The organism is Pseudomonas sp. MF6767 (assembly GCF_016405475.1).
Lineage (GTDB): Bacteria > Pseudomonadota > Gammaproteobacteria > Pseudomonadales > Pseudomonadaceae > Aquipseudomonas > Aquipseudomonas paracarnis.
The window spans coordinates 25,974-38,013 of the sequence record NZ_JAEKCY010000023.1; the positions used below are offsets into that span (position 1 = coordinate 25,974).

A 12,040-nucleotide genomic window follows, 5' to 3' on the forward strand; every position below is an offset into this window, starting at 1 on the left:
AACAACTCGCCGCAAAAGATCCAGATGAAAAGTATATTTTAAAACAATCACTTACCTTCTGATTTTCGTCGCAGACGCCCGGAGCTGAGATTTTTCGCTACTTCGGGACTTTACTCGCGACGCTAGCGGCTCTAATATTATTTATCGATCGATAAATACAAAAATAACCGGAGACCGCTATGCCTATCACCAAACTCGCCCACTATTCGATCAGGTCGTTCGACCTGGAAAAATCCTCTCGCTTCTACCAGACCGTGCTTGGTTTCAATGCTGGCTACAGGCCCCCCTTCGACTTCCCAGGTATCTGGCTCTACATGGGCGGCGACGAAGCCGACTTCGGCACTGTGCACATCATTGGTGTAGACCCACTGAATCCGGAAGCCTTGAAACAGTATCTTGGGGACAAGGAGCTTCCCGTTAGCGGAACAGGGACCGTCGACCATATCGCCTTTTTGGTGACAGGACTGACCGACTTCTGGGAGACCCTGCGCCGTGAGGGCATCGAATGGCGTGACCGCACTGTTCCTAGCCTAGGACTGCACCAAGTGTTCATCGAGGACCCTTCTGGCGTTACGATCGAACTGAATTTTCCAGCGCTGGAAGCAGAGCAAGCCGCTCTTGCCATGCTTGGCTCTACAGGGGTGCGGTCCCATGCTTAAGTCATCTGCACAACGTCGCGCCATTATCGTGGGCGGCTCATTGGGGGGCTTATTTGCCGCCAATTTACTGCTCAAGCGAGGCTGGCAGGTGGATGTATTCGAAAGGGTCCCCGTTGAGCTTGCAGGCCAGGGCGCGGGTATTGTGACCCATCCCGAATTGTTTGACGCCATGGCAGCAGCAGGCATCGCTATCGACTCATCCATTGGCATCCAAGTGAGTTCGCGCATCACCCTCGCCCAAGATGGCAAGCTAATAATGGCAAGCGCTCTGCCTCAGACTCTGACGGCATGGGGCAAGATGTACCACGCGCTAAGAGCTGCGATACCGGACAGCAACTACCACTCGGGCGGCAACGTGGTAGCTGTAGAGAGTATGGAAACCCACGCCGCTGTCACATTGGCAGATAGTTCAAGGCACGAGGCCGATGTGATCATCGCTGCGGATGGGTTTCGCTCGACCATCCGCCAACATTTCCTTCCTGATGTTGATCTGCAGTACGCCGGCTACATTGCCTGGCGTGGCCTGGTGCAAGAAAACGTCTTGTCTGCCTCGACCCACGAGACGCTCTTCGACAAGTTCGCGTTCTGTCTCCCGCCGCATGAGCAGATCCTCGGCTACCCGGTAGCCGGCCACTCCAACAGCACACAACCAGGCGAACGCCGTTACAACTTCGTATGGTATCGCACATGCGATAACGAAGCATTGAAGGATCTGCTGACAGACGCCAGTGGCAAGGTCTTCGATGGTGGCATCCCACCGGCATTCATACGAGAAGACGTGCTCGCCACAATGTATGAGGCAGCCCATAACCTGTTGGCTCCTCAATTTGCAGAAGTAGTCACGAAAGCTTCTGAACCACTATTTCAACCCATCTTCGATCTGGAAGTTCCGAGCATGAATTTCGGCCGCGTCGCACTGCTTGGAGACGCAGCATTTGTCGCTCGTCCCCACTGCGGTATGGGAGTGACAAAGGCTGCGGGCGATGCGAAGGCGTTGGTTGAGGCGCTGGACTTGAATGAATCAGTCGAGCAAGCACTCGCTGACTACAGTGAGGTGCGTTGCCGATTTGGCACCGCCGTTATCCAGCACGCTCGTCATCTTGGCGCCTACATGCAGGCTCAACTAGACGACAAGCAACGGGAGATGGCAGAACTCTATCGCACCCCTGAAGCCGTCATGCGTGAAACAGCAGCGCCCTTCCAATTATAAAAACAATAACCAGCGATGCATTCGCAGGAGACAACGATGGAACGCACATACTCGCAAGCTCGAGGTACAACCGTACCCGGCAGCTTGCCTCCCTTGAACGCCCGCAACCCGATTCTGGACAACCCGGAATTTCGTATATTAGTGCACCAACGTCGCACGTTTGCATGGAGTCTGACTGGAATCATGCTCCTGGTTTATTTCAGCTTCATCCTTGCGCTGGCGTTCAAGCCCAATGCCATTGGCACTCCAATCAACGAGGGCCTTCCCATGACATGGGGCATACCGTTGGGTTTCGGCATGCTCGCGTTCACCACGCTGCTGGTTGCCGTTTACGTCTGGCGCTCCAACGCCTGCTACGACCAGCGCATAAAAGCAATCATCGAGAGCGCACAGCAATGAAACAGCTCATCTATATATTAGGCGGTCTGGTGTGTTCCTCTGTAGCGATAGCCGATTCAGGTCCTATCGGCAGCGTACGCCCACAGAATCCGATCGCCATCGTTATGTTTTTCATATTCGTGGTTTTCACGCTGTTCATCACTCGGTGGGCAGCACGCAAAAATAACAGCGTGTCCGACCACTATGCCGCTGGTGGGAAAATCACCGGGATGCAGAATGGCTGGGCCATTGCGGGGGATTACATGTCAGCCGCGTCCTTATTGGGCATTTCGGCAATGGTATTCACCAGTGGATTCGATGGCCTGATCTACTCCATCGGTTTCCTCGCCAGTTGGCCGATCATCCTCTTTCTCATAGCCGAACCTTTACGCAATCTTGGCCGCTACACCTTGGCCGATGTGCTGTCGTACCGCTTGAAACAAGGCCCTATCCGAGCGTTCTCTGCATCGAGTTCGATCGTCATCGTTCTGCTGTATCTGGTTTCCCAACTAGTAGGGGCGGGCAAACTTGTCGAGTTGCTGTTTGGCTTCGACTACACCGCTGCGGTGCTCATCGTCGGCACCTTGATGGTCATCTACGTATTTTTCGGCGGGATGCTCGCCACCACCTGGATTCAGATCATCAAGGCCGTTCTCCTGCTGGCCGGCTGCGCGTTCATGGCCTTCATGGTGCTGTCTCGTTTCGACTTCAGCCTCAATCAGTTGTTCACGAAGGCAGTCGCTAGCCATCCCGCACATGGCGCTATCATGAGTCCCGGTGGACTAGTCTCAGACCCTGTGTCCGCGATTTCGCTGGGACTTGCACTGATATTCGGTACCGCAGGACTGCCGCACATCCTCATGCGTTTCTTCACGGTTGGCAACGTCCGCGCAGCACGGCAAAGCATTTTGTACGCGACGGGCATCGTCGGCGTAGGTTACGCACTGATCGTGATTATCGGTTTTGGCACAATCGCGTTGGTCGCCACAAACCCTTCTTATCACGACGCATCCGGGGCCATCCTCGGCGGAATAAACATGGTCGCGATCCATTTGGCGCACACTGTTGGAGGCGATATATTCCTGGGATTCATGTGCGCGGTGTCTTTTTCTACGATCCTAGCGGTCGTTGCCGGGCTTACGCTGGCTGGTTCTTCGGCTGTTTCCCACGATCTCTATGCCCATGTCATACGAAGGGGAAAAGCCAGCGATAGCGACGAAATGAGAGTCTCAAGGATCACAACGATCGTCCTGGGCGTACTCTCGATTCTGTTGGCGCTAGCATTCGAATCGCAAAGTATTGCCTTCATCGTAAGCCTGACATTCTCGATCGCGGCCAGCTCAAATTTCCCAGTGCTATTGCTCTCGATTTATTGGCGCGGACTGACAACCCGGGGCGCCGTAGTCGGAGGATCTCTGGGGCTTGGGTCCGCGATCACGCTGTCGGTACTCAGCCCAACGGTCTGGGTAAAAATCCTGCATCACCCACAAGCCTGGTTTCCCTACGAATATCCGGCATTGTTTTCCATGACTATCGGGTTCATCGGCATATTCCTGTTTTCGCTGACTGACCGCTCTGCCCAAGCAACCAGTGAACGCAACCGTTTCGATAATCAACTGGTGGACTCGGAACTGGGCAATTCCATCACTTGGCAAAAATCGAAGACAACCCATAATTAATAAGTCCTTCCTCAAACGAGAAAAAATGCAATCGAGCAATATGTAGATATTTAACCCCGAAAAGCACAAATGCTCACACTCGTAGCTTTTTAAAACACTCCTCACAAAGTTGTATCATCCAATTCGAAGTCTAATGCGTTCGTAAATAAAGCTGCACCGCAGCTTACATAATAAAAACTACTAAAAGACAGAGATAGCGCGATGCAAAAATTGAACCTGGCGGTAGCGATAACGATGGCTGCACTGACTCCCTATGTAAGTGCGGCAAGCTTTATTTCAGACAGCAAAGCCACACTAAAGGCCCGTAATTTTTACATAAATCAAGACAACAGAGATAGCGGTACGCCGAACAACAATAACTACCAGGCGGAATGGGGCCAAGGATTCATTCTGGACGTCACTTCCGGTTATACCGATGGAGTCGTAGGCTTTGGAGTTGATGCCATCGGCATGTTGGGCGTGAGACTTGACTCCAGCAGCGCCAAACACGGAAATCCTACGGGCGGCGCTTACGGAGGTATCATGTTCCCGAGCGAAGGCGATCACGCGGTGGATGAATTTTCCAACATGGGCTTAACCGCAAAAATCAAGCTATCCAACACAGAACTAAAGTTAGGAACGTTGATGCCTAAACTGCCCGTTGTTTTCTCCAACGACGGCCGGTTGCTACCGCAAACCTGGCAAGGCGGACAGATTACGGCGGCCGAGATCAAGGATCTTGCCCTCGTAGCTGGCCAGATCGAGCAGGTCAAAGGCCGCAATTCCAGCAATAACGAAAACCTATCCGTTACCGGCGCAAACAACCCTCAAACTGGTCGATTCAGCAATAAATTTAATTATGCTGGCGGTGAATATAAGCTTACCAAGGACCTGACAGCGCAGTACTACTACGGCAGCCTAGAAAACTTTTATAAACAACACTTCCTAGGATTAACTTACAATTTGGAGATCGGACCTGGAGTACTGAAAAGTGATTTGCGTTACTTTAAAAGTCAGGATAGCGGCCACAATGAGACTGATCCGGCTTATTTTACAACAGGCTATTACGGTGGTCGAACTATCAAGGGTGAGGTAGACAATAATCTTTACAGTGGATTGTTTCTTTACACTTTGGGAGGGCATACCTTGGGCGCGGGGTACCAAGCGAGCAACGGTGACAGCGACTTTCCATGGTTGAACCAAGGAGACGGGGGCTCTACCTATCTCATCACCGACAGTCTGATTCAGAAGTTCGGCCGCCCTGGAGAAAAGACATGGCAAGCCCGTTATGCCTACGACTTCGCCGCTGCAGGCCTACCGGGTGCAACAGCCAGTGTCGTGTACCTCAAGGGAGATGGCATCAATACTCCGGATACCAGTAACGCAAGCGAATGGGAGCGCGATATCACCCTCGCTTATGTAGTCCAAGGGGGCCCGCTCAAAGGCGTTGGCCTGATGCTGCGGAACGCTACGGTTCGTAACAGCAATCTACCTACGGTGCGGGAACAGGACGAATACCGCGTGATCCTGACCTACCAACTCGCTTTGTTCTGAGGTCAGCAGCCTGCGGAAATGACGATGCCGCTGGAGTCTCCTCCAGCGGCATCGTCATTTCCAACAAGCACTTAGTTATTCGTCGAATGTGCAGCGCTGAAGCGGCAACAACAAATGTGGTGCATTTCCTTTGCCGGCATGCAAGGTTGTCTTACCGCCAAATATCGACTGTGGTCGGTCCGTTTCATCGTCGTGCACAAACGGTCCGCAGCCTCGCATCGGGTTTTTCATGTTCGATAGACATGCCGCTTCTCCACTATGCTCATAGTCCCGACCCCGTACAGTCAAGCCAAAGCGATACCCTGCAGGAATGACCATTGAGGTGGGCCATATTTCTATTTGCACATCCACAGGAGTACCAGGTTTGAGCATTTCCTTGCGGTCATGTGAATGATAGGGCCTATATGGTGTACTCAATGTTTCATCTATGTGGCGGTGAGAGGCGCGTAGCCAACCGAATGCAAGCGGCATGTGTGGATCAAGCGCGCCCTGAAAAGTCACCTCTTCGCCATCAGCATCATAAACCCGAATTACCACGAATAGATCGGCATCTTCTGTAGAAGATGACACGCTAAGCGAAACAGCGAGAGGCCCTGTCAGTTCGATAGGGGAGGACAACGGCGCGCTGAGAAAATCTAGGCCTTCACTCAGTGCGTCGAAAGAACATTCTGTTTTTTGTGCGGGGTCTTGATCCACAAGACTGCCATTTTCCAGATCAAGATAAAGCAATGTCCATTCGGTTGTACTGAGTGGCCAGTGCGAGTCACAGCGAACGCTAGTGGTGCGATCAAGATGGCGCACACGCACTTGCACATTAGCCCTGGCGCTCCAACCGTTCTGCTCGCCCTTGAGGAAATGGCCGAAGAACGCCTGCTGCAATTGCACACCGTAGTCGGTGTAGAACTCAGCCCAATGTTCACCATCGTGCACTTCCAACCACTTATGGCTGGACGCAGCCCGCACATAACCTTCGATATTCCCACGCAGATGAAGGCCGTGCCCTCCCCAATTCCCGCAAGACAGCAGGGGAACTTGGATCCGGGAGAAGTCTGGTGAGCGTTCCTGATAATAAGGACCGTCCAGTGGTGTTGAGCTGATCGTCGACCAGATATCGACACGACGATCTGCCAGTTCGTCATCACTCAAGGTATCGTCTCCACAGATCAGCAGGCCATTGAACGGGCTTCGGGGCCCTCGCTCTCCCCGACCGTTCTGCACCGTTTTGACCTGCATATCTTGCCAACTGCGGGTAAACGTACAGCGAATGCCACCGTGGTAACTGGAATCACGGTAGCGATCCGCATAGCCCTCCCACACGCAAATGGCCGCTAAGGATGGAGGTTGCATTGCCGCTACGCGCCATTGATTGGTCGCAAAATAAGAGACTCCGGCCAATCCGACTTTACCGTTGCTCCAAGCGAGGCTCCCCGCCCACTCAACGCATTCATATAGGTCTTGGGTTTCGCGCGGAGCATGCAAATCTACAAGTCCCTCGGAACGCCCCGCGCCACGAGAGTCCACCCGGATGCAGGAATAACCTTTGGGAATCCATTTTTCGGGGTCGACCACCTCCCAACTCTGATAACTGTTTGAGGAGCCGGCCACTGCATCAGGAAATTTTTCCTCCAGAATCTTCCACGCACTCGGGTAACCATCTTGAAACGCCAACCCCTTCCCATACGGGCCATAGCTGAGAATGACCGGGAATGGCCCGTCACCTACTGGGCGAAAAATATCTGCCCTAAGCACGACACCGTCCCCCATCTCGATGGGAACATCCCATTCGATCAGCATCTGCGACGCAGCTAAATCGCTGAGTTGAACATTTTTAGTTTTTATGGTCATGCGGGCTCCCCTGTTGATCGATCGGCTAGTGAACGCTAAGCCGGGCTTGTTAATTATCGCTCGATAAACAATAATCAGCGAACAACGCGATAGCAAGCCAGAACAACAAAAATAGGAATTGAGTGCCGAGCCCTTCCTAGCCCGACACCCTATCCGGGGGAAAACAAATGAACGTATCCATTTCCAGCCAACAATCCGGAAAACCCATACAGCTGACCGACCTGATCGAGGCTAAACCCATCGGCAGATTTCACCTCAAAGTGATTGCCCTGTGTTTTCTGATCATCTTTCTTGACGGCTTCGATACCACGCTAATTGGTTTTATCGCACCAGCCCTGGTTTTGGACTGGCATATCGATCGCCACGCTCTTGGCCCCGTAGTCAGCGCTGCCCTGCTGGGCATCGCACTCGGATCGTTTGCCGCCGGTCCCATTGCCGATCGCTACGGTCGCAAATTGGTATTGGTCGGAGGAGTACTGTTGTTCGCAGTCATGACGCTAGCGACGCCCTTCGCTTCAGATCTTTACTGGATGAGCGTACTTAGGCTGTTAACGGGGCTTGGTCTGGGCGCAACCATCCCCAATGCCTGCACGCTAGCCTCGGAGTACGCGCCCCACAAACATCGGGCGGCGATCGTCACTACGGTATTATGTGGCTTCACGATTGGCTCGGCAGCGGGTGGGTTCGCGTCGTCCTGGGTACTCCGCTATTGGGGGTGGCAAGGCGTCCTGTTTGCCTGCGGCGGCGCTGCGTTACTGCTGGTACCATTGCTTATGGCACAATTGCCGGAGTCGCTGCACTTCCTCATCAAAAAAGGCAACTCAGCCACGCGCATCCGCTCAATTCTCGGGCGTTTTGCCCCAGAGGTTACGACGGATCAGATCAAGTCAGATAGCTGTCAATTCGCTCTATCCAGTAATCCGGTGGCGGCAATCGTCTCGACCACGTATCGACTGTCGACCCTTGCGCTGTGGTGCGCGTTCTTCATGGCTTCTTTCGCGGTTTATATCTTGATCGGTTGGCTGCCAATGCTAGTCACCGACGCAGGATTCACCGTCGCTGATGCAGCGATGACGGCGGGTGTGTTCCAAACGGGCGGCGCCATCGGGGTAATCCTGCAAGGTCGTGCTATGGATCGCTGGAACGCACACTGCGTGCTGGCGGGAGCGTATTTTGGCAGCGCCTTGCTGATCTTTCTGTTGGGAGGAGCCGGCAGCCATCTCATATTGCTTATGGCCTACGCCGGTCTTGCAGGTTTTTGCATCGCGGGAGCCAACTCAGGGATATTCGCGCTGGCGGCCATGAGTTACCCACCAGCCATGCGGGCGACAGGTATAAGTTGGATGAGTGGAGTCGGCAGATTCGGTGCCATCCTTAGCGGATTTGTCGGTGCACAACTGCTTGGCTCCGGCTGGAACCTGCTGCAGGTGACAGGCATGCTGACAGTCCCCGTTTTCATTGCTGCTGTCTCCATATTGGTAAAGTGGAAGGTGAGCCACAAGAGCAGGAGGCTGGTCACCAGAACTGGATCGCATCAGGACGCGTGATCGATAGTAGCCAAGATGCCAGATAGTCTCGCAGTTGTTGCTTGGTGACCAATCCGGTGTTATTAGAAGCCGGTTCGCCAGGTGATCCCAGGTTTTGTATGATGAGTTCCCTGATGACCCTGCGATCAATCATGCCCACTTCAAAAGCAATGAAAACGAGTCCGAAAATTGCTGCGCCCATTGACGTAGCCGCGGAAACCGAATCCCTTGAAACCCCCGGTAGACGACTGACGCCGCAGGCCCGTGAAAGACAGATCGTGATGAAGGCGATACAGCATTTCGCCACCCATGGGTTTTCAGGGAGTACGAGGGAACTCGCACGCCAGCTAGGTGTAACTCAGCCATTGCTTTATCGATATTTCCCCAACAAGGAAGCGTTGATTGACCGCGTGTATGATGAAGTTTATCAGTGGGACTCGAGATGGGAAGAGCTGATCAAGGACCGTTCCGTAGAACTGAAGCCCAGGCTGGTGAGCTTCTACACATCCTACGCTTCGGTCATCTTGCGTCGAGAGTGGATCCGGATCTTCATCTTCGCCGGCCTCACGCGGGAGGGTATCAATAACAAATACTTGGCTAAACTCCGCGAACGCGTATTCCTTCCGGTCATCGACGAGATTAGACACTCGCACGGTCTTCCCCGCTCGAACGACGCGGCCAGCCGTGAGACTGATCTCGAATTGATTTGGAGTCTTCACGCAAGCATTTTTTATATCGGCGTTAGGAAATGGATTTATGACCTTCCTATTACCGATGATATTGATGGGCTAATAGAGCGGCTGATCGACTCGTTCCTTTATGGTAGCCCTCATGCCTTGCAAGATACTTCAGGTGGAAGCTAACCCTAGCTGATAGGACAGCCGAGTTAGAGCTATCGGCTGTAATCAGGTAGAAATCCGTATGTAAAGCTAGAGGCCTACTCATAAGGAATGGAGGTCCAACGCCAAATGTCTGGTACTTTCAACGCTCAGTCCAAAATTTTTTACCGTCCGATCGATGCGGCATTAAGGTGGTGTAATCTTTACCGCTATGAGGCTGAAATAACGGGGGCTGCTTGGGCTTATCCGGAGGAGCTAACTAAGTTATTCCCTCAATGGCCCTGTCTACGCGCCAATATCGAAAAAATATACGATTCGATACGTAACGGAGAGCTCCCTTATGGTTGTCTCGGTATTTCGGTACCAACGGGATGCTATGTTGAATCTCATCAACTAACGCTCCGCCATGCTGACTTACGCCAGTGGATGCAGGTGTATTACCCTCATCAAAAACCTAGCTTTTTGTTTGAGCCAAACCGCGACGATCTTGAAAAAGTCAGTCTTGGGACTTTCCTGTCACTACAGGCAGATCGAGATACCCTCCTACGAGAGCTAAAAGCAATACAGCATAATCATCAGAAAATTTTGACCGACCTTCAACGCATAGGACTTGACCCAAATAATCTCAACGCGATGCTGGTAGCTCACGAAAAGCTTAGTGAGCGTAGCGAGGTCACCTATCTCAACATCATTGGCGCGTTACTCAATCTCTTTCTTGACGAATCACCTGCTGGCAACTCCTTATCCGTGTTCAAGAGCCAATCTGCCATCGTTGATGCGGTTATCGCACGCTATAGCGAGGTACCAGGCCTGAGCAAACGGACGTTGGATGAAAAATTCGCCGCCGCTAATCGCAGCTTCAGAAAAAACCAATAAGCAGAGTCATTGCACTGCAATCCCCTCGATTGCAGTGCAATGACCTCCTCCCCTTTCTGCTATTTAATTCAGGTCACTTCCCACCACGCGCCAATCGGCGCCAGGAGTGACCATCATGTCCAGCCAATTTTCACCCATCGCTGAAATGCCTCAAGCGCAGGTCGAACGCCACATCATGCGACGTGACGAGGTGGAGCGAAAAACCGGCTTCAAACGCGCGCATATCTACAATCTGATGAAGGAAGGTAAATTCCCTCAGGCTAAACGCATTGGATTGCGGGCAGTCGGCTGGGACTCGCTGGAAATCGAGCAGTGGGTCGTTGAACGCTTAGGGCAGCAGGCCTGATGTCATGCGTGTGGTCTCGGTGGTTTCCACTAAAGGTGGCGTGGGCAAAACCACGGTGACCGCCAACCTCGGCGGCCTGCTGGCTGACGCAGGCCTACGCGTCCTGCTACTGGACCTGGATAGCCAACCCACTCTCTCCAGCTATTACGCTTTGAGCCATAAGGCTGATGCCGGTGCGTACGATTTTATAGCACTCAACCTAGCTATGACCGCCCAGATTATTTCCAGGACAGTGATTGCAGGGCTCGATCTGATCGCCTCCAACGACGATCAAGGCCGGCTGAGTACCTTGCTGCTGCACGCTCCTGACGGGCGATTACGGCTGCGCAATCTGCTCGGCAACTTCCGCACCTACTATGACGTGCTTTTGATCGACACCCAAGGTGCGCGTAGCGTGCTGCTGGAGATGGCCATCCTGGCCTCCGACTTCGTCCTCTCTCCCATCGCCCCGGAAATGCTCGCCGCCCGCGAACTGCAGCGCGGCACCTTGAAGCTACTCAGCGAACTCGAACCTTTCCGCCACCGGGGCATTCCACCACTCCCCTTACGACTGCTACTGAACCAGGTGAATGCCATTCGAGTGGACACTCGGATGATCATCCATAGCTTGCGCGAAACCTTTGCTGGGACTACCAATATCTCGGTCCTAGACACCGTAGTTCCAGACCGAGTGGCGTATCTCAATGCTGCCTCCCTTGGCCTACCGGTCCACCGAATTGAGCCACGCCAGTCACGGGAACGACGCTCGCCATCAGCGCTGGAAACCATGCAAGCTCTGGCCATCGAGTTGTTTCCGGAATGGCGCGAAGCGATCTCTTCGGTGAGCCGATGCGTGGAGATTCGATGAGACAAATCACCACGCCGGCATTCTTCGCCAAGTCATTTTTTATCGACCTTTATGCCAACAGTGGTTGGCTAGGATTCTTCTATGTTGGATCAACTGCCCATCATCGTTCAGCCATCCATTCGACCACACCACTCACCTTGCGAGGAGTACTGCACCGTGGTCTTTCGCCTGCAGGGTGGGCGCTCGGCCATAGGGTGGTTCCTCGCAGAACTTTCCCGACATTTCGAAGGTTCGGGCACTGCCGAGATCGTCAAGTTCGAGATCGGTGACCATTTGCGTAACCAGCGTTAACTGAGGTTGTT

General features: G+C 53.2%; 11 protein-coding genes and 1 pseudogene. 11 read left to right on the forward strand and 1 reads right to left on the reverse strand.

Annotated features, from left to right (window positions below; translation table 11 throughout):
* Nucleotides 1–179 precede the first annotated feature (179 nt).
* The 5 genes and pseudogenes from JFT58_RS25715 to JFT58_RS25735 all read left to right on the forward strand — a co-directional run bounded on the left by JFT58_RS25715 (nt 180) and on the right by JFT58_RS25735 (nt 5,459).
* The gene (locus JFT58_RS25715; RefSeq protein ID WP_198834727.1) at nt 180–659 is read left to right on the forward strand and encodes a VOC family protein; all 480 of its coding nucleotides are present in this window, start codon (nt 180–182) and stop codon (nt 657–659) included.
* Entirely contained in the window at nt 652–1,869 is a 1,218-nt protein-coding gene (locus JFT58_RS25720; protein WP_198834728.1) for an FAD binding domain-containing protein, read from the forward strand. The genes JFT58_RS25715 and JFT58_RS25720 overlap by 8 nt, the downstream gene beginning before the upstream one ends.
* A gap of 36 nt (nt 1,870–1,905) precedes the next feature.
* Complete coding sequence (locus tag JFT58_RS25725) at nt 1,906–2,268, forward strand: DUF485 domain-containing protein (RefSeq protein ID WP_198834729.1); 363 nt, start codon at nt 1,906–1,908, stop codon at nt 2,266–2,268.
* A 77-nt stretch (nt 2,269–2,345) separates the two neighbouring features.
* Nucleotides 2,346–3,926 (forward strand): annotated as a pseudogene (locus tag JFT58_RS25730) (cation acetate symporter); the annotation flags it as partial.
* 201 nt (nt 3,927–4,127) lie between these two features.
* Complete coding sequence (locus JFT58_RS25735; RefSeq protein WP_198834731.1) at nt 4,128–5,459, forward strand: OprD family porin; 1,332 nt, start codon at nt 4,128–4,130, stop codon at nt 5,457–5,459.
* Between the two features lie 75 nt (nt 5,460–5,534).
* On the opposite strand, the gene JFT58_RS25740 is transcribed toward JFT58_RS25735, so the two are convergent.
* On the reverse strand, nt 5,535–7,304 hold the full coding sequence (locus tag JFT58_RS25740) for a CocE/NonD family hydrolase (protein ID WP_198834732.1): 1,770 nt from the start codon (nt 7,302–7,304) through the stop codon (nt 5,535–5,537).
* A 167-nt stretch (nt 7,305–7,471) separates the two neighbouring features.
* Between JFT58_RS25740 and JFT58_RS25745 the strand changes: the two genes are divergently transcribed.
* The 6 genes from JFT58_RS25745 to JFT58_RS30695 all read left to right on the forward strand — a co-directional run bounded on the left by JFT58_RS25745 (nt 7,472) and on the right by JFT58_RS30695 (nt 12,029).
* Nucleotides 7,472–8,851 (forward strand): MFS transporter, encoded by a 1,380-nt coding sequence (locus JFT58_RS25745; protein WP_198834733.1) that lies wholly within the window; start codon nt 7,472–7,474, stop codon nt 8,849–8,851.
* 101 nt (nt 8,852–8,952) lie between these two features.
* Entirely contained in the window at nt 8,953–9,693 is a 741-nt protein-coding gene (locus JFT58_RS25750) for a TetR/AcrR family transcriptional regulator (protein ID WP_233095453.1), read from the forward strand.
* A gap of 105 nt (nt 9,694–9,798) precedes the next feature.
* The gene (locus JFT58_RS25755; RefSeq protein ID WP_198834734.1) at nt 9,799–10,545 is read left to right on the forward strand and encodes a hypothetical protein; all 747 of its coding nucleotides are present in this window, start codon (nt 9,799–9,801) and stop codon (nt 10,543–10,545) included.
* Nucleotides 10,546–10,660: 115 nt separating this feature from the next.
* Complete coding sequence (locus JFT58_RS25760) at nt 10,661–10,891, forward strand: AlpA family transcriptional regulator (protein WP_198834735.1); 231 nt, start codon at nt 10,661–10,663, stop codon at nt 10,889–10,891.
* A 4-nt stretch (nt 10,892–10,895) separates the two neighbouring features.
* Nucleotides 10,896–11,738: a ParA family protein gene (locus tag JFT58_RS25765; protein ID WP_198834736.1), complete on the forward strand. Its 843-nt coding sequence runs from the start codon at nt 10,896–10,898 to the stop codon at nt 11,736–11,738.
* Between the two features lie 81 nt (nt 11,739–11,819).
* On the forward strand, nt 11,820–12,029 hold the full coding sequence (locus JFT58_RS30695) for a hypothetical protein (RefSeq protein WP_198834737.1): 210 nt from the start codon (nt 11,820–11,822) through the stop codon (nt 12,027–12,029).
* Nucleotides 12,030–12,040: the final 11 nt, after the last annotated feature.